At 66.7% G+C, this 18,404-nt stretch carries 22 protein-coding genes; 13 read left to right on the top strand and 9 right to left on the bottom strand.

What is annotated here, in order from left to right; all coding sequences use genetic code 11:
- Nucleotides 1-56: 56 nt before the first annotated feature.
- From AC1RP5_RS06555 to AC1RP5_RS06540, 4 genes are read left to right on the top strand one after another with little or no spacing between them, the layout of a single operon-like run.
- On the top strand, nucleotides 57-1,031 hold the full coding sequence (locus AC1RP5_RS06555) for a Bug family tripartite tricarboxylate transporter substrate binding protein (protein WP_493109811.1): 975 nt from the start codon (nucleotides 57-59) through the stop codon (nucleotides 1,029-1,031).
- The gene (locus AC1RP5_RS06550; RefSeq protein ID WP_493109810.1) at nucleotides 1,006-1,548 is read left to right on the top strand and encodes a mismatch-specific DNA-glycosylase; all 543 of its coding nucleotides are present in this window, start codon (nucleotides 1,006-1,008) and stop codon (nucleotides 1,546-1,548) included. The genes AC1RP5_RS06555 and AC1RP5_RS06550 overlap by 26 nt, the downstream gene beginning before the upstream one ends.
- A complete protein-coding gene (locus AC1RP5_RS06545; RefSeq protein WP_493109809.1) occupies nucleotides 1,545-2,957 on the top strand; it encodes a DUF1254 domain-containing protein in 1,413 nt (470 codons plus the stop codon). The genes AC1RP5_RS06550 and AC1RP5_RS06545 overlap by 4 nt, the downstream gene beginning before the upstream one ends.
- Nucleotides 2,958-2,991: 34 nt before the next feature.
- Nucleotides 2,992-3,705 carry a superoxide dismutase gene (locus AC1RP5_RS06540; protein ID WP_493109808.1) on the top strand — a complete coding sequence of 238 codons (714 nt, stop codon included), beginning with the start codon at nucleotides 2,992-2,994 and terminating at the stop codon, nucleotides 3,703-3,705.
- Between the two features lie 146 nt (nucleotides 3,706-3,851).
- Here AC1RP5_RS06540 and AC1RP5_RS06535 read toward each other — a convergent pair whose 3' ends face one another.
- On the bottom strand, nucleotides 3,852-4,307 hold the full coding sequence (locus AC1RP5_RS06535; RefSeq protein WP_493109807.1) for a metallopeptidase family protein: 456 nt from the start codon (nucleotides 4,305-4,307) through the stop codon (nucleotides 3,852-3,854).
- Nucleotides 4,308-4,444: 137 nt separating this feature from the next.
- On the opposite strand from AC1RP5_RS06535, the gene AC1RP5_RS06530 reads away from it, so the two are divergent.
- The 4 genes from AC1RP5_RS06530 to AC1RP5_RS06515 are packed head-to-tail and all read left to right on the top strand — an operon-like array spanning nucleotide 4,445 to nucleotide 8,137.
- Nucleotides 4,445-5,359 carry an ABC transporter permease gene (locus tag AC1RP5_RS06530; protein ID WP_493109806.1) on the top strand — a complete coding sequence of 305 codons (915 nt, stop codon included), beginning with the start codon at nucleotides 4,445-4,447 and terminating at the stop codon, nucleotides 5,357-5,359.
- Nucleotides 5,356-6,222 carry an ABC transporter permease gene (locus AC1RP5_RS06525; RefSeq protein ID WP_493109804.1) on the top strand — a complete coding sequence of 289 codons (867 nt, stop codon included), beginning with the start codon at nucleotides 5,356-5,358 and terminating at the stop codon, nucleotides 6,220-6,222. Before AC1RP5_RS06530 ends, AC1RP5_RS06525 begins: the two co-directional genes overlap by 4 nt.
- Entirely contained in the window at nucleotides 6,219-7,175 is a 957-nt protein-coding gene (locus AC1RP5_RS06520; protein ID WP_493109803.1) for an ABC transporter ATP-binding protein, read from the top strand. Before AC1RP5_RS06525 ends, AC1RP5_RS06520 begins: the two co-directional genes overlap by 4 nt.
- Nucleotides 7,172-8,137, top strand: coding sequence for an ABC transporter ATP-binding protein (locus AC1RP5_RS06515; RefSeq protein WP_493109802.1), 966 nt, complete (start codon nucleotides 7,172-7,174; stop codon nucleotides 8,135-8,137). Before AC1RP5_RS06520 ends, AC1RP5_RS06515 begins: the two co-directional genes overlap by 4 nt.
- 55 nt (nucleotides 8,138-8,192) lie before the next feature.
- Here the strand turns inward: AC1RP5_RS06515 and AC1RP5_RS06510 are convergent, their stop codons facing one another.
- The gene (locus AC1RP5_RS06510) at nucleotides 8,193-9,731 is read right to left on the bottom strand and encodes an ABC transporter substrate-binding protein (RefSeq protein ID WP_493109801.1); all 1,539 of its coding nucleotides are present in this window, start codon (nucleotides 9,729-9,731) and stop codon (nucleotides 8,193-8,195) included.
- Between the two features lie 44 nt (nucleotides 9,732-9,775).
- Here AC1RP5_RS06510 and AC1RP5_RS06505 point away from each other — a divergent pair, with 44 nt between their 5' ends.
- Nucleotides 9,776-10,099 (top strand): 4a-hydroxytetrahydrobiopterin dehydratase, encoded by a 324-nt coding sequence (locus AC1RP5_RS06505; protein WP_493109800.1) that lies wholly within the window; start codon nucleotides 9,776-9,778, stop codon nucleotides 10,097-10,099.
- 142 nt (nucleotides 10,100-10,241) lie between these two features.
- On the opposite strand, the gene AC1RP5_RS06500 is transcribed toward AC1RP5_RS06505, so the two are convergent.
- A complete protein-coding gene (locus tag AC1RP5_RS06500) occupies nucleotides 10,242-10,988 on the bottom strand; it encodes a GntR family transcriptional regulator (protein WP_493109799.1) in 747 nt (248 codons plus the stop codon).
- A gap of 91 nt (nucleotides 10,989-11,079) precedes the next feature.
- Here AC1RP5_RS06500 and AC1RP5_RS06495 point away from each other — a divergent pair, with 91 nt between their 5' ends.
- The 3 genes from AC1RP5_RS06495 to AC1RP5_RS06485 all read left to right on the top strand — a co-directional run bounded on the left by AC1RP5_RS06495 (nucleotide 11,080) and on the right by AC1RP5_RS06485 (nucleotide 13,565).
- Entirely contained in the window at nucleotides 11,080-11,997 is a 918-nt protein-coding gene (locus AC1RP5_RS06495; RefSeq protein ID WP_493109798.1) for a TauD/TfdA dioxygenase family protein, read from the top strand.
- Nucleotides 11,998-12,054: 57 nt separating this feature from the next.
- Nucleotides 12,055-13,029, top strand: coding sequence for a tripartite tricarboxylate transporter substrate binding protein (locus tag AC1RP5_RS06490; RefSeq protein ID WP_493109797.1), 975 nt, complete (start codon nucleotides 12,055-12,057; stop codon nucleotides 13,027-13,029).
- Nucleotides 13,030-13,196: 167 nt separating this feature from the next.
- Entirely contained in the window at nucleotides 13,197-13,565 is a 369-nt protein-coding gene (locus AC1RP5_RS06485) for a copper-binding protein (RefSeq protein WP_493109796.1), read from the top strand.
- On the opposite strand, the gene AC1RP5_RS06480 is transcribed toward AC1RP5_RS06485, so the two are convergent.
- Entirely contained in the window at nucleotides 13,566-13,898 is a 333-nt protein-coding gene (locus AC1RP5_RS06480) for a hypothetical protein (RefSeq protein ID WP_493109795.1), read from the bottom strand.
- Nucleotides 13,895-14,353: a CBS domain-containing protein gene (locus tag AC1RP5_RS06475; protein ID WP_493109793.1), complete on the bottom strand. Its 459-nt coding sequence runs from the start codon at nucleotides 14,351-14,353 to the stop codon at nucleotides 13,895-13,897. Before AC1RP5_RS06475 ends, AC1RP5_RS06480 begins: the two co-directional genes overlap by 4 nt.
- A 164-nt stretch (nucleotides 14,354-14,517) precedes the next feature.
- Between AC1RP5_RS06475 and AC1RP5_RS06470 the strand changes: the two genes are divergently transcribed.
- Nucleotides 14,518-15,492: a Bug family tripartite tricarboxylate transporter substrate binding protein gene (locus AC1RP5_RS06470; RefSeq protein WP_493109791.1), complete on the top strand. Its 975-nt coding sequence runs from the start codon at nucleotides 14,518-14,520 to the stop codon at nucleotides 15,490-15,492.
- A 19-nt stretch (nucleotides 15,493-15,511) separates the two neighbouring features.
- Here AC1RP5_RS06470 and AC1RP5_RS06465 read toward each other — a convergent pair whose 3' ends face one another.
- From AC1RP5_RS06465 to chrA, 4 genes are read right to left on the bottom strand one after another with little or no spacing between them, the layout of a single operon-like run.
- Complete coding sequence (locus AC1RP5_RS06465) at nucleotides 15,512-15,739, bottom strand: hypothetical protein (protein WP_493109790.1); 228 nt, start codon at nucleotides 15,737-15,739, stop codon at nucleotides 15,512-15,514.
- A 52-nt stretch (nucleotides 15,740-15,791) separates the two neighbouring features.
- Complete coding sequence (locus AC1RP5_RS06460) at nucleotides 15,792-16,790, bottom strand: TAXI family TRAP transporter solute-binding subunit (protein WP_493109789.1); 999 nt, start codon at nucleotides 16,788-16,790, stop codon at nucleotides 15,792-15,794.
- 7 nt (nucleotides 16,791-16,797) lie between these two features.
- Nucleotides 16,798-17,043, bottom strand: coding sequence for a DUF3297 family protein (locus tag AC1RP5_RS06455; protein WP_493109788.1), 246 nt, complete (start codon nucleotides 17,041-17,043; stop codon nucleotides 16,798-16,800).
- 7 nt (nucleotides 17,044-17,050) lie between these two features.
- A complete protein-coding gene (gene chrA / locus AC1RP5_RS06450; RefSeq protein ID WP_493113302.1) occupies nucleotides 17,051-18,370 on the bottom strand; it encodes a chromate efflux transporter in 1,320 nt (439 codons plus the stop codon).
- Nucleotides 18,371-18,404: the final 34 nt, after the last annotated feature.

The raw sequence follows: 18,404 nt of genomic DNA, 5'->3' as shown, positions 1-18,404 counted from the left end.
CGCCGCTGGTGCATCATCCCGACTGAAAAGATATTCCCGAGATAAAGGAAAAAGACATGAGGAGACGTCACTTTACCGCCGGACTGGCGACCCTGCCGTTCGTGCCGACCTTTGCGCTGGCGCAGGGCGACGACTGGCCCAACCGCAATGTCCGTATCGTCTGCCCGTTCACCCCCGGCGGGTCGCAGGACAATATCGCGCGTCGTCTCGCGGTGAAGCTCAGCGATGAACTCGGCCAGACCTTCGTGGTCGAGAACCGCACCGGCGCCGGCGGCTCGATCGCCGCCGACAACGTCGCCAAGTCGCCGCCCGACGGCTATTCGGTGCTTTTAGGCAACATCGGCAGCCACGCGCTGGTGCCGCACCTCTATCGCAAGCCGGCCTACAATGCCGTCACCGACCTCGAGACGGTGGCGTGGATCGGCACGCAGCCCAACCTGCTGTGCTGCAGCCCCGGTTTCGAGCACGACACGCTGCCCAAGCTGATCGCGGCGGCGAAGAAGGAGCCCGGTAAGTATTCGTTCGGCTCCTCGGGCCTCGGCACCTCGCCGACGCTGACGATGGAGCTGTTCAAGCAGAAGACCGGCTGCGACATCACCTTCATCAGCTATCGCGGCGCCGCCGCGGCCGCCGCCGACGTGCTGGCCGGCCACGTGCCGATGGTGATCTCCAACATCGATTCGCTGATGGGCCAGGTGAGCGCCGGCAAGCTGAAGCCGATGGCGTCGAGCGGCGCCAAGCGGTCGCCGGTGGTGCCCAATACGCCGACCTTCGCGGAAGAGGTCTCGCCCGATCTCGTCGTGACTTCGTGGTCGATCTGGGCGGTGCCGACCGGCACGCCCGCGAAGATCAAGGACAAGCTGCGCAATGCGACGGAGAAGGCGCTGAAGTCGCCGGACGTTCTGGAGAGCATGAAGGCCGGCGGCTTCGAGCCCGGCATCATGACGGTCCCCGAGATCGACGCCTACATCCAGACCGAGATCAAGCGCTGGGGCGAGGTCATTCGTGCCGCGGGCATCAAGCCGGAATAGCCACGTCATTCCGGATCTGCTGGCACCAGGTCTCGACCTGGTGTTCTGCGGCACCGCGCCCAGCCCCGCTTCGTTCAAGGCGCGGGCCTACTATGCCAATCCCGGCAATTCCTTCTGGCCGACCCTGCATGCGGTCGGCCTGACGCCCGAGCGGCTGGCGCCGGAGCGGTTCCCGGAGCTGCTGGGTCTCGGCCTGGGACTGACCGACCTCAACAAGACCGAGGTCGGCTCGGACCACGAGTTGACGCCCGAGGCGATGGACGCGCAGTCGCTGCATGCCAAGCTGCGGCGCTTCCGCCCCGCCGCCATCGCCTTCACGTCGAAGAACGCCGCCTCGCTGGCGCTCGGCATCAAGGCGCCGTCCTACGGGCGGCAGGTCGGCCTGCTCGAAGGCGCGGTCGCCTTCGTGCTGTCCTCGCCCTCGGGCCGCGCGCGCTCCTTCTGGACCTTGGAACCGTGGAAAGAGGCGGCAAATTTTGTCGCCGAACGGCGACATTTAAAAAGGCGATTCGCGTGATCTTCGGCCGCCGCGTGGCCCTCGGGGCCTTGATCGGCCTGCCGGCGCTGGCCCATGCGCAGGACGCGACGACCCTGCGCGAGCTCGCGCGGCGCGCCACGATCTACCTCTTCCCGGTCTACGAGATGTATCGCGCGCGCTGGCGCGCCACCGTCGACGAGAGCAACCCGCAGCGCCAGCGGCTGAACCGTTTCCGTCACAATCCGACGCTCGCCGATGCGCGCACGCGCGACGTGACGACGCCCAACGCCGACACGCTCTATTCGTCGGCCTGGCTCGACCTCTCGCTGGAGCCGCTGTTCCTCACCGTGCCGCCGGTCGGCGATCTTTATTACAGCTACGCCTTCATCGACCTGTTCACCGACAACTTCCTGGTCGTCAGCCATCGCCGGCAGGCGAGCGGCCTCGCAACGCACATGATCGTCGGCCCGACCTGGAAGGGCGATGCGCCCAGCGACGTGACGCTGGTGCGCGCGCCCACCAACTCGGCGTGGCTGCTGGGCCGCATCCTGGTCGATGGGCCGGAGGAACTGGCGCGCGTGCGCATCCTGCAGAACCGCGTGCTGCTCGAGACGCCCGACATGCGCAACGAGCGGCGCATCCTCGAGGCCGGCGAGCTGATGCGCTTCCGCACGCAGGCGCCGCCCGAGCCCGTCGCCGACTGGCCGGCCGCGCATCCAGGCGAGCCGTTCGACCTGTTCGACATCGGCATGCGCGCCCTGGCCGAGAGCCCGTTGCCCGAGCGCGACCGCACATTGTTCGAGACGCTGGCGCCGCTGAAGCTGAAGCCCGGACGCAAGTTCGACCAGCGCGCCTTCAGCGAGGGCGAGCAGCGGGCCATCCGTGCCGGCATCGAACAGGGGCACGCCGACATCCGCGCCGCCGCCGGACGCGGCCGAACGATCGATGGCTGGACCTACGGCGAGCGGAACCTCGGCAATTTCGGCGACGACTATCTCTATCGCGCCGCCACGGCGCTGACGGCGCTGGGCGCGCTGATGCCGGGCGAAGCGATCTACGTGACCTGCGCCGTCGACGCGGAACGCTGGCCGCTCACCGGCGCCTCACGCTACACGCTCACCTTTCCCGGCGATGGCCTGCCGCCCGCGCACGCCTTCTGGTCGCTGTCGGCCTACGAGACGACACCGGACGGTCGCGCCTTCTTCGTCGACAATCCGATCGAACGCTATTCGATCGGCGATCGCACGCAGGGACTGGTGCGCGGCACCGACGGGTCGCTCACGATCTACATCCAGCACGACAGGCCAAGGGATGAGCGCGCCGCCAACTGGCTGCCCGCGCCCGCGGGAGCGATGCGGCTGGTGCTGCGCGCCTACCAGCCCGGCGACGCGCTGATCGAGGGTCGCTACCGCGTGCCGGCTGTGGTGCGGCGCAACTCCTTACCCTGACCGGCGTTGCTCCTGCGAACAAGCAGGAGCCCACATGACCGACATCTCCCGCCGCTCCCTGGCCGCGGGCGCCGGCCTGCTGGCTGGCGCCCTGGCACTTGGTGCACGCGCCCAGCAAACGGCCCCCCAGCTCGCGAGCGCCCTCGCCGTTCCGAAGGTGACGCCGAAGCCGCTGATCTTCAATCCGGAGAAGGTGAAGGGCCTGTCGGCCAACCTGCTGCGCAGCCATCACGACAACGAATATGCCGGCATGGTGAAGAAGCTGAACGCGATCGGCGAGGAACTGTCGAAGCTCGATGTCGCCGAAACGCCGCCGGAGAAGTGGGGCGAACTGAAGCGCGACGAACAGATCGCCTACAATTCCACAATCCTGCACGAAATCTATTTCGATGGGATCGCCGAGGCGCCGACCCAGCCGTCGGGCCTGCTCGCCCAGGCGATGTCGCGCGACTTCGGCGGCTTCGATCGCTGGAAGGCGGAGTTCACCGGCACGGGGAAGTCGCTGTCCTCGGGCACCGGCTGGGTGATCCTGGCCTACGCGCCGCGCGACAAGCGGCTGTTCAACTTCAGGGCCGCCGACGATTCGGCATCACCGGCCGGCGGTGTCCCCGTGCTCGCCATGGATATGTACGAACATGCCTACGCGGCCGACTACGGCGGCGACACGGCGAAATACATCGATGCCTATGTGCAGGCGATCAAGTGGACGAATGCCGAGCGCCTCTATCGCGAGGCGATGCGGGTATAAGGCAAACGTCAAAACACCGTCGTCCTGAGCGAAGCGCCGCAGGCGCGTAGTCGAAGGACCTCATTTTCCGGCGCACGACGCGTCGAAACGAAAAGAGGTCCTTCGACTACGCTGCCCTTCGGGCAGCTTCGCTCAGGACGACGGGGTTATGCGCCCGGCTGGCTGCGCTGCGATTCTTCCTCGGCCTTGGCTTCGATCGCTTCCATGTCGTCGTCGCTCAGGCCGAAGTGATGGCCGATCTCGTGGATCAGCACATGGCGCACGATGTGCGGCAGGTCCTCGCCCGACTCGCACCAGTAATCGAGGATCGGACGGCGATAGAGGAAGATGCGGTCGATGTCGTTGGCGACATGGCCCGCACCACGCTCCATCATCGACACGCCTTGATAGAGACCGAGCAGGTCGAACGGCGTATCGAGGTCCATCTGCTTCTCGACCTCGTCGGACGGGAAGTCGTCGACCTGGATTCGCACGTTGCCGACATGCCGACGAAACTCTTCGGGAATCGTCGCGAGCGCTTCTGCAGCGATCGCTTCGAAATCTTCGAGCGAGGGCGCAAGGCCGAAACAGGGCGTACGCCGAGGGTTATTGAAGACCGGCATGACTCCCCCTTATAGGACCAGCGCGCCCTCGCCAAGCGCCCCGTCGTGATCGTTTGTGTACCTTCCCATCTTGAAGTTTGGCGCGGTATTCGCATGATCGCCTTCTTCATCGATCCGCATTAAGCTCGCCGCCGCATATGCTCAAATTTCTTGTCCGTCGCCTGATCGTGGCGCTGCTCGTCGCGGCGACGGTCATGACCCTCGCCTTCATCCTCACGCGGCTGTCGGGCGACCTCGCCATCTCGATCGCGGGCCCCAACGCCACGCAGGCCGACATCGAGGCCGTGCGCAAGGCCTATGGCCTCGACCGGCCGGTGCTCGAACAGTTCTTCGACTGGGTCGGCCGCGCCCTGACCGGCGACCTCGGCAACAGCTACTTCTTCCAGACGCGCGTCTCGACCCTGATCGCCGAGCGCATGCCGGTGACCCTGACGCTCGGCCTCACCGGCCTCTCGCTCGCGCTGCTCATCTCGATCCCCATGGGCATCCTCGCGGCGGTGCGCGAGAACACCAACTTCGACCGCGCGGTCCAAATGGTCGCGTTGATCGGCCAGGCGATGCCCTCGTTCTGGCTCGGGCTGCTGCTGATGATCCTCTTCGGCCTCACCCTGGGCTGGCTGCCGATCTCGGGCACCGGCTCGTGGGAGAATTTCGTGATGCCGGGCATCGTGCTCGCCTTCTCCGCGGTCCCGGCCCTCACCCGCCTGACGCGCGCCGGCATGATCCAGGCGATGAGCAGCGATTATATCCGCACCGCCCGCGCCAAGGGCCTGTCGCGCGCCTCCATCCTGTTGAAGCATGCGCTGCGCAACGCCGCGATCCCGGTCGTCGCGATCGCCGCCGTGCAGCTCGGCTTCATGCTGGGCGGCTCGATCGTGATCGAACAGGTCTTCGCGCTGCACGGCGTCGGCTTCCTCGCGTGGGAGAGCATCGCCAAGAACGACTTCCCGGTCGTGCAGGCCGTCGTGCTGGTGCTGGCCGTCATCTACGTCGCCCTGACCATGGTTTCCGATCTGATGAACGCTGTGCTCGATCCCAGGCTACGCGCGTGAGCGCCGCCGTTTCGGTAAATGCCGGCCCGCGTCGGGGCTGGAAGAGTGCGGGCACGTGGATCGGCGCCATCATCGTCGGCCTCGCCCTGATCTGTGCGATCTTCGCGCCGCTCTTGGTGCCGCACGATCCCTTTGCGCAGGACCTCAACCGCCGCCTGCTCGTGCCGTTCTGGATGGAGGGGCACGATCCCCAGTTCATCCTCGGCACCGACCAGCTCGGCCGCGACTATCTCTCGCGCCTGATCTGGGGCTGCCGCATCTCGATGCTGATCGGCGTCACCGTCACGATCGTGTCAGGCCTGATCGGCATCACCATGGGCGTGCTGGGCGGCTTCTTTGGCGGCCGCATCGACGATGCGGTGCTGTTCGCCATCACCACGCGCCTCTCCATTCCTGTCGTGCTGGTCGCGCTGGCCGTCGTCGGCCTGCTCGGCACCTCGATGACCCTGCTGGTGCTGACCCTCGGCCTGCTGCTGTGGGATCGCTTCGCCGTCGTCGCGCGCTCGACCTCCATGCAGGTGCGCAACCTCGACTTCGTGGCCGCCGCCTGGTGCGCCGGCTGCTCGCGCTTTCGCGTGCTGTCGCGCGAAGTGCTGCCCAATATCGCGAGCCACCTCGTCGTCGTGGCGACGCTCGAGATCGCACTCGCCATCCTGCTCGAAGCGACGCTCTCCTTCCTTGGCCTGGGCGTCCCGCCACCGCTGCCCTCGTGGGGCCTGATGATTGCCGAAGCCAAGGACTACATGTTCTTCAGCCCGTGGGTGATCGTGATCCCCGGCGTCGCGCTGTTCGTGCTGGTGCTCGGCATCAACCTTCTGGGCGACGGCCTGCGCGACGCCTTCGGCACGCGGTCGCGCACATGAGCGCGCTTCTCGAAATCGAAAAGCTCGAAGTGGGCTTCGGCGGCCGCACCTCCGCGGTGCGCGGCGCCTCGATCGCGGTCGAACGCGGCGAGACCCATTGCCTGGTGGGCGAATCGGGCTGCGGCAAATCGGTGACCGCGCTCGCGGTCATGAACCTGCTGGCGCGCGGCGGCCATCGCACCGCCAAGCGCCTCGACTTCCAGGGCGAGGACCTGCTGAAGCTCGACGATCGCGGCATGGCGCGCCTGCGCGGCAACGCCATGGCGATGATCTTCCAGGAGCCGATGACCAGCCTCAATCCGGCCTACACGATCGGCTCGCAGATGACCGAGGTGATGCGCCGGCACAAGAAGGTGAGCCAGCGGGTCGCCATCGACCGCGCCGCCGACCTGTTAGGCCGCGTCGGCATCACCGCGCCGGGCCTGCGGCTCGGCCAGTTCCCGCATCAGCTCTCGGGCGGCCTGCGCCAACGAGTCATGATCGCCATGGCGCTGATGTGCGAGCCGCAGCTGCTGATCGCCGACGAGCCGACCACCGCGCTCGACGTCACGGTGCAGGCGCAGATCCTGCGCCTGCTGGCCCAGCTCCAGCGCGATCTCGGCCTCGGCCTGCTGCTGATCACCCACGATCTCGGCATCGTGGCGCGCATCGCCCATCGCGTGTCCGTCATGTACGCGGGTGAAGTCGTGGAGAGCGCGGCCACGGCGCAGCTCTTCGCCGATCCCAAGCATCCCTACACGCGCGGCCTGCTGCAATGCGTCCCGGTGCCGGGCAAGCAGAGCCCGGACGAGCCGCTGGGCTCGATCCCCGGCACGGTGCCGCGCATCGGCCCGGGCTTCGAGGGTTGCGGCTTCCGCGATCGCTGCAGCTTCGCCGACGCAAGCTGCGCCCACACCGTGCCGCACCAGACCGCCGCGCCGGGTCACGACTATCTCTGCCGGTTGGCGCCATGAGCACGAACAAGGCGCTACCCGCGATCGAACTCAAGTCGGTCGGCAAGACCTTCCGTGTCTCCGGCGGCATTTTAGGCAAGGACCGCAAGGTCGTGGCCGTCGACGGCGTCTCCTTCGCCGTGCCGACGGGCGGCGTGATGGGCGTCGTGGGTGAATCCGGTTGCGGCAAATCCACCCTCGCCCGCCTGATCCTGGGCCTGCTCACGCCCGACTCGGGCGACATCGCGGTCGAGGGCCAGAGGGTCGTCGACATGGACCGCAAGGCCCGCGCACGATTGATCCAGCCGGTGTTCCAGGACCCGTTCTCCTCGCTCAATCCGCTGAGCCGCATTCGCGACATCGTGGCGATGCCGCTGCAGGCGCAGGGCACCTTCTCGCGCGCCGAGATCGCCAAGCGCGTCGACGAGATGCTGGCCCGCGTCGGCCTGCCCGGCGAGATGGGCAATCGCCTGCCCGCCGAACTGTCCGGCGGCCAACGCCAGAGGGTTGCCATCGCGCGCGCCTTGGTGCTGCGGCCGCGCATCGTGGTGTGCGACGAGCCGACGTCCGCGCTCGACGTCTCGGTGCAGGCGCAGATCCTGAACCTGCTGGCCGAACTGCGGCGCGATCTCGGCCTCACCTATCTGTTCATCAGCCACAATCTCGCGGTCGTCGAACACGTCGCGACCGAGGTGGCGGTTATGTATCTCGGCCGCATCGTCGAGAAGAAGCCGACGCAGGCGTTGTTCCATCAGCCCGAGCATCCCTACACCAAAGCACTGCTCGCTTCGGTGCTGACGCCCGAGCCCGGCCTCGGCGTGCCCGACGTGGGCCTGGGCGACATCATGCCCGACCCGGCGAACATCCCGCCGGGCTGCCGCTTCCATCCGCGTTGCCCGATCGCCGAACCGCGCTGCTCAACAGAAACGCCGCCGCTCAGGCCTCGGCCCGGCGGCGGCGTGGAGTGTCTGCTGGTTCCTTAGAATCTCTTGGAAAGAGATCCCTCGGCTACGCTCGGGATGACACGCCTTTGGCGTGTCACTTCCACTTCGCCAGATAGAAGCGCGGGAGTTCGTCCGGGTAGGTCTTGAAGTCCAGCGTCTTCGAGAAGGCGTAGGTGTTCACGTAGGTGTTGATCGGCAGCCAGTAGGCCTTCTCGGTCGCGATCTTCACCGCCGCCGAGTAGGCCTTCTTGCGCGCCTCGGTGTTGGAGGTGGCGCCGCCCTCGGCGATCAGCTTCTCGAGCTCGGGGTCCTTCGAGTAGTTGTCGAGCGCACCGGCGCCGAACATGACCGGCAGGATCGCCGACACGTCGTTGATCGAGTAGCTGCCCCAGCTTCCCATGTAGAGCGGCGCCTCGCCCTTCTGGGCCTTCTGGATGGCCGGCGCGACCTGGAGTTGGGTGATCTTGGCGCGGATGCCGACGGCGGTGAGATAGTTCTGGATCGCAGCACCCCACGAGGTCGGCTGCACGTAGCTCACCATCTCGACGTCGAAGCCGTTGGGGAAGCCCGCTTCCGCCAGTAGCGCCTTGGCCTTCGCCGGATCGTAGTCGTACTTCACCGCGGCATCGGCATCGCAGCCGAACTGGCTGGGGAAGCACGGCGCCGGCGGCACGCGGCTGCCGCCGCCGACCAGCTTGTCGGCGAAGGTCTTGCGGTCGACCGCATGCCAGATCGCCTGGCGCACCTTGAGCTTGGTCAGCGGATTGTCGGCGCCGGTGCGGCCGGCGGCATCGATCGAGAGATATCCGACCCTCATCGATTCCTGACGCACGGCCTGGAGGAACGGCATCTTGTTGATGCTGTCGGCCTGGTCGGGGTTGATGTTCCAGATCCAGTCGGCCTTCTGCGCCAGCACCTCGGTCACCGCGGTGGCGAGATCGGGCACGAAGCGGACATGCAGCTTCTTGATCGCCGGCACGCCCTTGGGCGAGCCCTTCCAGTAATCGTCGAAGCGCTCGAAGAAGATCTCCTTGCCCTGGTCGTTCTTCACGATCTTGTACGGGCCGGCGCCGATCGGCTTGGCGGAGAAGCCTTCCGGGCCGACCTTCTCGCGATAGGCCTTGGGATGGATCGGCGTCACCATCGCGAGGTATTCGAGCGCGGCCGGCGTCGGGCGCTTCATCTTGATGCGCACCGTCCAGTCGCCGGTCTTCTCGACCTTGTCGATCCAGGCGTAGTTCGACGGCACCGCGACCTTGGACGCGGGATCGGTCGCCATGCCGATCGTGTAGACCACGTCGTCGGGCGTGAGATCGCTGCCGTCATGGAACTTCACGCCCTTGCGGATCGTAAGATCCAGCGTGTTGTCGTCAGTGAACTTCCAGTCGGTGGCCAGCGACGGCTTCAGCTCGAAGGTCGCGGGATCGCGATGCACCAGCATGTCCCAGGCCTGGTGCGCCAGGATGAGCCCGGTGCGCTGGCTGTTGAAATACATGTCGACGTTGGGCACGGCGTCGTTGAACAGGATGCGCAGCGTATCGGCCGACTTCTGCGCCGATGCGGGCGCGGCAGTGACGGCGCCCAGCGCGGCGGCCGTGCTGGAAATGAGAGCGGTGCGGCGAGTGATTTTCAAGAAAGCCTCCGATTGTTGGGGCGAGCCTAGGCTGCTGCGCTGCGATGAGGCAAGCTTCACGCCAACCGAGGAGAGAACAAATGACCGCCAAACTCGCCGGCAAGGCCCGCACCCAGGCACTCGCCTCCATCAAGAGCTGGAAGAAGGTGCGCGGACGTGACGCCATCCAGAAGAGCTTCAAGTTCGCCGACTTCAACGAAGCCTGGGGCTTCATGACCCGCGTCGCGATGGCCGCCGAAAAGGCCGACCACCATCCGGAATGGTCGAACGTCTACAACAAGGTCGAGATCGTTCTGTCCACGCACGATGCCGGCGGCCTGTCGCTGAAGGACGTGGCGCTGGCGAAGGTGATCGACAAGGTGGCGTAGCCCACTCACCCCGTCGTCCTGAGCGGAGCCGCCCGAAGGGCGGCGCAGTCGAAGGACCTCTTTTCCGACGCACGGTGTGTCGAAGCGAAAAGAGGTCCTTCGACTACGCGCCTGCGGCGCTTCGCTCAGGACGACGGGGTAATTAGGCCTTCACTCCCGACCGCACGACCTCATCGAAATGCTGGCGCACGCGCGCGCCCGAGTGTTCGAGGAGCAGCCGGGCCGCACGCTCGGCGCCTTCGACGTCGCCGGCCGTCACCCGGTCCGCCAAGCGCCGCCAATCGGCTGCGGATTCTTCGCGGCCCGCCAAGGTGAGGAAGCTGCTGGCCTGGCCGCGAATGAGCTGCCACATGCCCATGCCCGCCAGCCGCTTGTACATGTCGGGGAGGTGGTTGTTGCCGCAGCGCTCCGTGAGGAACGTCTGGATGCGCACCGACTGGGTCGCGAAATCCTGCGGCGACATGTCGGCGAGCGCCGCCATCTTCTCGAGTTCGACGACGAGCGCCTCCAGCTCGGCGCGCTGCGCCGGACCGGCCTGCCGCGTGTAGCGACCGGCCGCTACGGAGAGCAGCGCCGCGCGCATCTCGAACAGGTCGTCGAGGTCGCCGCGCGAGAACTCCGCGATCTTCGCGCCCGAGCGGGGGATGCGCACGACATAACCCTGCCGCGCCAGCGCGATCAGCGCCTCGCGCACCGTGGCGCGGCTGACGGCGTGCGTCTGGGCGAGCAGCTCTTCCTTCAGGCGCTCGCCCGGCTTCAGCCGGCCGGTCATCACGTCCTGCAGAATGCGCTCGGCCAGCCGTTCCGGCAGCGACTTCACCTGCCGGCCCAGAGGGGTCTCGGCCAGGTCGTCGACGGATGGGGTGGCGCGGGCGGGGCTGGCGTCCATGAAGTGACGATCCCAATTCTTGTCTGACAATAAACAGTATATTGACCGATAATCGGACGGTTGGATAGACTGGAGCCTTGGGAGAACTCACATGAACTCGCTCGAAATCACCCCCCTCGGCTTTGCGGCCGGCGCCCAGATCCGCGGCATCGACCTGCGCAAGCCCCTGACCAACTCGCAGCACGAGGAACTCAACAAGGCCTGGCTGGAGCACATCGTCCTGGTGTTCCCCGAGCAGGACCTGACGCCTGAGGAGCAGATCGCCTTCTCGCGCCGCTTCGGCGTGCTCGACAATCACGAGTCGCAGGCGCCCTCGACCCTGCATCCGGATCACCGCGAGATCCTGATCCTGACCAACAAGATGGTCGGCGGCAAGAAGTCGGGCACCCACAATTCGGGCCGCAACTGGCACACCGATCTCAGCTACACGTCCCGCCCCGCCAAGGGCGCGGTCCTTCACTGCAAGGAAAAGCCGCCGGTCGGCGGCGACACGATGTTCGCCAACCTCTACCTCGCGCTCGAGACGCTGACGCCGCCGATCCGCGGCCTGATCGAGAACCTCGAGGCGCTGCACGACGTGTCGATGATCCGCGGCATCGAGGCGCGCGATCCCGCCGACGTGGCCGAGATGAAGCGGCGCAATCCGCCGGTCATCCATCCGGTGGTGCGCACCCATCCCGAGACCGGCCGCAAGTCGCTGCTGGTCAACCAGCGCATCCGCCGCTTCCTCGGCATGTCCGACGAGGAGAGCCAGAGCCTGCTGGCGATGCTCAACGCGCACGCGACTTCGCCGGAGTTCGTCTACCGTCACCGCTGGAGCCTCGGCGACGTGGTGATGTGGGACAATCGCTGCAGCTGCCACGTGGCGCTGGGCGACTTCGACCAGACCAAGCCGCGCGTGATGTTCCGTTGCTCGCTCGAAGGCGAGGTCGAGAGCGGCCGCTTCGCTGCCAACACGGCGGGCAACGACCGTGAATCGATGCTGCAGGCGGTCGCCGCGGTTTCCTGAAGCAAGCTGCCAAGGCTCGCAGACAAGACAAGAAGAACCAATCCGGGAGGATGGACAATGTTGCGCTCTAAATTCGTAGCGCTGCTCGCAGGCGGCGCGATGGCTCTCGCTTTGCCGGCCGCGGCACAGACGCCCGCGTTTCCCGACAAGGCGATCAAACTGGTCGTCGGCTTCCCGCCGGGCGGCGCGACGGACGTGATCGCGCGCCTGCTGGCGCAGGGGCTGACGACCGAACTCGGCCAGAACGTGCTGGTCGAGAACAAGGGTGGCGCCAGCGGCATCATCGCCTCGGAGATGGTCGTGAAGTCGCCGGCCGACGGCTACACCTTGCTGTTTGCGCCGAGCTCGCACGCAACGCTGGGCGCACTCTATCCGAGCCTGTCGTTCGATCCGATCAAGGACTTCACGGCGATCGCCACGGTGGCGCGCACGCCCTACCTGCTGGTCGTTCATCCCGATCTCGGCGTGAAGACGGTGGCCGAACTGATCGCGCTCGCGAAGTCCAAGCCGAACGGCATCGCCTATGCGTCGACCGGCATGGGCACGGCGCAGCATCTCGCGGGCGAAGTCCTGCAGCGCACCGCCGGCGTCCAGATCCTGCACGTCCCCTATCGCGGCAGCGGCGCGGTGCGCGCCGACATCCTCGCAGGCCGCATCCAGACGATGTTCGACAATGTCGCGGTGATGCTGCCTTACGTTCAGCGGGGCGAGATGCGCGCGCTGGCCGTCACTGGCCCCAAGCGCAGCACGCTGGCGCCCGAGCTTCCGACCTTGCGCGAGCTGAACCTTGCCGCTGCCGAGATCGAAGGCTGGTTCATCGTCGTAGGGCCGGCCGGCATGCCCGAGCCCGTCGTGAAGCGCCTGAACGACGCCGTGAACAAGGTCCTCGCTTCGCCGGCCACGGCCGAGCGTCTGGCGACGTTTGGCGCCGAGCCGCTGTCTGGCCCTCCGCAGGATGTCGTCACGCTCGTCAGTGGCGACCGCGACCGCTGGGGCAAGGTGATCCGCGAAGGCAACATCAAGCCGGAATGATCGCGAGCGCAGGCTTGCAGGAAGCCTGCATCTTGAAGCGGACTTAATTCGAGGCTGTGACAAGCGACAGGGCCGCGCTTGTCACCCGGGTGTAACCTCTGGAAATCGGCAAAAGCTTTCCCAGATGGAGCGCTGCGTAGCGTTCATTACCTGGAAGTTCAGCCCAAATGTCGAAGAGTATGTTCACGCTTGCTGCGGCGCTCGCAGCAGTCGCGTTGTCGCCGTTGCCGCTTTCGGCTTCGAGCCTTCCCAGCATCCACGACGTGTACGAAAATCACGATCTCGAGGATTGTACGCTCGAGGTCCCGAACGACACGCCGCTCGCCAGCGGCCGCGTCGTCGCCGTGGACCAGCAGAACGGACGCATCACGCTCGACTATCGTCCGCTCCCGCTGCTGCCCGAGGGCGGCGTGCGGGCCTTCACCGTGGAAGATCCCTCCTCGCTGAAAGGCCTTGGGCCGGGCGATCGCGTCCGCTTCGAGGTCGAGCGCGATGGCCGGGGTTATGTCGTGACGCGCCTGGAGAACAGCAACTAGCTAAGACGAGAGCCGCTTGCGCGCGTGACGCAGCAGCTCGCCGTCGCTCGGCTCGTCCATCGTCTCCACGCCGACCAGCTTCTTCGCAAGCTGCTCGGCGTGACCGACCTTCACATACTTCTCGAAGTCCTGGCGCGGGCCCGTGGGACCCGCGATCATCCAGCCTTCGACCTCGGTCAACTCGGCCAGGATCGCCTCGAAGTATTCGCGATCGTCGCGAACGCGGCCGTTGCCCTCGGCCCTGACCTCGCACTTCTCCACTTCGCCGGAGCCGAAACGGAAGATGTGAGCCTCGTCGGCGTTCAGCCAGACGGCGGCGTGCGGCGCGCTCACATGCCCCTCCCGCGCTCTTCGGCGCCCTGATTGTGCTCACCGCCCGGCTGGGCGATCTCGCGCAGCGCGTTGCCGACCTTGCGGCCGTCATTCTCGTGCGCAGCGACATCGGCCAGCGACAGGATGCCGACGAGGCGCTTGTCGCGATCGATCACCGGCAGGCGGCGCACCTGCAGCTCGCCCATGTTCTTGGCGACGTGCGCGGTGTCCTCGTCGACGAAGCAGTATTTCACGTCCTGGGTCATCACTTCACGGACCTCGGTGTCCGGTCCCTTGCCCTCGCCGATACCGCGCACGGCGATATCGCGGTCGGTGATCATGCCCACCAGCCGGTCGTCCTCGCCGACGGGCAGCAGGCCGGCGTCGATCGCCAGCATCATCCGCGCCGCGTCGGCGATCGTGTGGTCGGGTCGCGCAACACAAACATCTCGCGTCATGGCATCGCTCACTCGCATGGCGTCGCTCCTTTCTCCTTTTGGGTTCAGTGAAAAAACGCCGCTGCAGAGAGTGTGGTTGCGCGACTTTCCATCCCGCGAAAGGTGGCGGCGATTTTGAGTGGCCTCGCCCCACGCCGCAGACGATGCTCCGGCCAACAAGTGTGTGTTGGGAGGAAGATATCGTGGCACAGAGGCGTTCGTTTATTCTGGGTGGACTGGCTGCAACGGCAGCGACGGCGACCGGCTTCGGCGCGCGGGCGCAGGCCTTTCCGACCAAGCAGATCCGTTTCATCGTTCCCTTCGCCGCCGGCGGCAACGCCGACGTGTCGGCGCGTCTCGCGGCCGACGGCATGCAGCGCAAGCTCGGGCAGACCATCATCATCGACAACCGGCCCGGCGCCGGTGGCGTCGTCGGCCAGGAACTGGCGCTGCAGGCGCCGCCCGACGGCTACACGATGGTGATCGCGGGCTTCGGCACGCTGTTCGTCTCGCCGCTGATGGCCGGCAAGCCGTCGATGGTGCCGTCCTTCGCGCCGGTCAGCATGATCAGCACCGTGCCGATGGTCGTCGTCGTGCCGGCCAACAGCCGCTTCAACGACTTCCAGCCCCTCCTCGCCGCCGCCAAGGCCAAGCCCGGCACGATCAGCATGGGTCATGCCGGCAACGGCACGCCGAACCACACCGACATCCTGCGCATGCAGGAGAACGAGAATGTCAGCTTCTCGATCGTCCCCTATCGCGGTTCGGGCGTCGGCCTGAACGACGTGCTGGCCGGACAGATCGACAGCTTCTGCGACCAGCTCTCGAGCTCGCTGCCGCACATCCAGGCGGGCAAGCTGAAGCCGCTCGTCGTGGTCGGCGAGAAGCGCGCGCCGGAAATTCCCAACGTGCCGACCCTGGCCGAAACCGGCTGCAAGCCGTTCGACGGCGGCACGACGCTCGGCATCTACGTTCGACAGGACACGCCGAAGCCGATCATCGACACGCTGAACGCCGCCTGTGTCGCCGCGCTCGCCGAGCCCGCGATCAAGCAGAAGTTCACCGAACTCGGCGCCACGGTGCGTCCGTCGACGCCGGCCGAATTCGTGGCCTTCATGAAGACCGACGAAATCGGCATCGGCGAACTCGCCAAGAAGGGCCTGCTGAAGCCCGAATAAGGCGTGTGAAGGCGAAGACCTACTTGGTCTTCGCCTTGCCCTGCCCCTTCGGATCGCCCGCCTTGCCCTTGGCTTCGGCGTCCTTGAGCATGCCGGCTTCCTCCGAATCGAGCGCCTGCATCGCCTCGCGCGCGGCGCTGTCGACATTGCCCTTCTTCAGGAACTCGGCGGTGCGATTGTTGTAGTCGGCGGTGGCGCTGTAGCTGCCTTCGCCTTCGATCTTGCCGTTGGCTTTGGACTTGTCCATGGCTGGGGCTCCTTCGTTGTTCCTTGCGGGCAACGCGGGAGCCCGCTGATGGTTACGTCAGCAGACCGATCTCGCGATAGAAACGAACGACTCCGGGATGCAACCTTTCGCGACCGGGCGTCACGGCGACCGTGTTGGCCGCCGTCGTGTCGACGAGCTGCGCCGGCGGATTGCCCGCCTGCTGCACGGCCTGCAGCGCCTTCACGATGCGATAGGCAACCGTTTCGTCGAGGCCGGGCCGCGCCAGCACGAAGCTCCAGGAGCCGACCGACGGGATCGCCGCGGTCTGGCCGGGGAAGCTGCCGGCCGCCTGCGTCACCGGCTTCAGGAACTTGTGCTTGGCCAGAATGCGCTGAATCTCGGCGGCATCGGGCGCGATGAAGCGTGCGCCCTCCTTGCTGTTGGCCATGGTCACGAAGCCCGGCCAGCCATTGCCGCCGCCCCACAGCGCGGCCGCACGTCCGTCGAGTACCATCGCCGGGCCATCGCCCGCGCGTTCGAGATAGATCGGTTGGAAGTCCTTCGCCGCATCGAGGCCGAGCCCGTCCATCGCGTAGCGACCGAGGATCACCAGACCCGAACCGCCGGCGCCCCAGGCGATCGGCTTGCCTTTTAAATCGGCGATGCTGCGATAGGGCGAATCGGCGCGCACGACGAACATGCCGGCGGTCGGATACATCGCCGTCAGCACGCGCAGGTCGGCCGGCGCACGGCCGATGCCCTGCAGCACCTCGTGCACGACCTCGCCCTGCACCAGCGCGATGTCGAGCGTGCCGGCCTCGAGCATCGGCACGTTCTCGGTGCTGCCCTTGGTGTTGATCGCCTCGATCTCGAGCGCGGGATCGAAGCGGCGCACGCCCTCGACGAAGGCCGCGCCATAGACCGGGAAGCCGCCACCGGGCGTGGCTGTGCCGAGACGGACTTTCATGGTTTGCGCTCCCCCAGGTGCGGCCGCGAAGAGAAGACCCGCCGTGGCGACGCCCGCCCGCAGCACCCTGCGGCGGCCGGGAAGCGGCCGCGTCGTGCGAAGTCCCTCGCGCGGCCCGCCCATGCGACGCCTAGGTCTTCTTAGTCTCGAAGAAGGGTTCTACGACGCCCTTCAGCTTGATGGTGAGCGGGTTGCCCTTGCGGTCGACCGTCTTGCCGACGGCGACACGGATCCAGCCTTCGCTCACGCAATATTCCTCGACGTTGGTCTTCTCCTGGCCATCGAAGCGGATGCCGATGCCGCGCTGGAGAAGCGCCTCGTCGTAATGCGGGCTCTTCGGGTTGGTGGAGAGGCGGTCGGGGAGCGTGTCGGTCATGGTGTTCCTATAGCATCAACGCGTAGACGATGCCGGCCATCGAACTGGCCAGCAGGACCGGGATCATCCCGAAGCGGAAGCGGAATACAGCAACGGCACAGGCCGCCGCCAGTGCCACGGCCGCGACATTTGCCGACCCCAGCACCGGCATGTCCACGGTGGCACCCAGCAGGCTGACCGGCCGCAGCTCGCCGAACAGCACCTGCAGCCCGAACCAGACGGCGAGATTGAGGATCACGCCCACGATCGCGGCGGTGATGGCGGCCAGCGCGCCCGACAGCGCCTTGTTGTTGCGCAACGCCTCGACATAGGGCGCGCCCACGAAGATCCAGAGGAAGCACGGCACGAAGGTGACCCAGGTGGTGAGCAGCCCGCCCAGCGTCCCGGCGAGCAGCGGATGCAGGCCCTCATGGTCGCGCCAGGCACCGAGGAAGCCCACGAACTGCGTCACCATGATCAGCGGACCGGGCGTCGACTCCGCAAGCCCCAACCCGTCGAGCATTTCGCCGGCAGTGACCCAGCCATACTGGTCGACCGCCTGCTGCGCGACATAGGCCAGCACCGCATAGGCGCCGCCGAAGGTCACGACGGCCATCTTGCTGAAGAACACCGCGATCTGGGTGAACACGTCCTCGGGTCCGCGCAGGACCCATAACAGGCCGACCGGCGCGAGCCAGAGAGCGAGGAAGATCGCGCCGATCGACAGCGACCAGACGAGATTGGGCTTCGCATGCTCGGGCGTCGCTTCGCCCAGCAGCGATTGGGCGTCGCCGAATTGCGCGGACCCGCCGCCATGACCTCCCGCCTGGAACGCCGTCCAGCCGAGCTTCGTGCCGACGAAGCCGATCAACGCCGCGACGACGACGATCAATGGAAACGGCACGCCGTAGAAGAAGATCGCGATGAAGGCGGCGACCGCCAGCAGGCGCATCGCCGTGTTGCGCAGCGCCCGCCGGCCGACACGCAGCACGGCTTCGATCACGATCACCAGCACCGCGGCCTTGAGGCCGAAGAACAGGCCCTGGACGAGACTGACCTTGCCCAGCAGCACATAGACCCACGACAGCGCCATGATCGCGATCATGCCGGGCAACACGAACAGCGTGCCGGCCAGCAGCCCGCCGGCCGTGCGATGCATCAGCCAGCCGATATAGGTCGCGAGCTGCTGCGCCTCGGGACCGGGCAATAGCGTGCAGTAGTTCAGCGCCTGCAGGAACCGCTGCTCGCCGATCCACTTCTTCTCCTCGACGATGATGCGATGCATCACCGCGATCTGGCCCGCCGGACCGCCGAACGACAGCGCGGCCACCCGGAGCCAGACCTTCATCGCTTCCTTGAAGGGGACGCCGTGCTCTCGCGGT

Source organism: Reyranella sp. GW821-FHT12G01 (assembly GCF_058806575.1).
The sequence above is the reverse complement of the archived record's forward strand: the minus strand, read 5'-3'. Positions and strand labels throughout refer to the sequence as shown.